We start from the raw sequence: 578 nt of genomic DNA, 5'->3' as shown, positions 1-578 counted from the left end.
AGTCGGATCGTAGCCATGTCGTTCTGTGAGCCAAGGAGTTGTCAATTAGGTTTGTCTTCCTAAGACCGCTTGGCCTCCGACTTGGTGGTTCCTCTAGATCTTCCCAGGTGCAGCTGGTGGAGTCTGGCCCAGGACTGGTGAGGCCTTCGGAGACCCTGTCCCTCACTTGTAGTGTTTCTGATGGCTCCATCACCAATGACATTTACTCCTGGGTCTGGATCCGCCAGTCCCCAGGGAAGGGGCTGGAGTGGATTGGGAGTATCTATTCGACTGGAAACACCAAGTACAACCCGTCCCTCCAGAGTCGAGTCACTGTGTCCGCAGACACGTCCAAGAGCCAGGTCTCCTTGAGGCTGGCCTCTGTGACCGCCACAGACACGGCTGTCTACTTCTGTGCGAGACGGGGGGTCAGCAGTTGGTTCGACGTCTGGGGCCAGGGAACCCTGGTCAGCGTCTCCTCAGCATCCACCAAGGGCCCATCCGTCACTAGTGGCCAGGCCGGCCAGGAAGTCGGAGGCCAAGCGGTCTTAGGAAGACAAACCTAATTGACAACTCCTTGGCTCACAGAACGACATGGC

Annotated in this window: 1 protein-coding gene; it reads left to right on the top strand. The window is 57.6% G+C overall.

What is annotated here, in order from left to right:
* The first annotated feature begins 107 nt into the window (after positions 1–107).
* Positions 108–545 carry an immunoglobulin domain-containing family protein gene (locus ACYVJE_RS23030; RefSeq protein ID WP_461146128.1) on the top strand — a complete coding sequence of 146 codons (438 nt, stop codon included), beginning with the start codon at positions 108–110 and terminating at the stop codon, positions 543–545.
* The last annotated feature ends 33 nt before the right edge of the window (positions 546–578 follow it).

This window comes from Salinifilum aidingensis, assembly GCF_054782015.1.
Note: the sequence above shows the minus strand (reverse complement) of the source record. Positions and strands in the feature narration are given on the sequence as shown.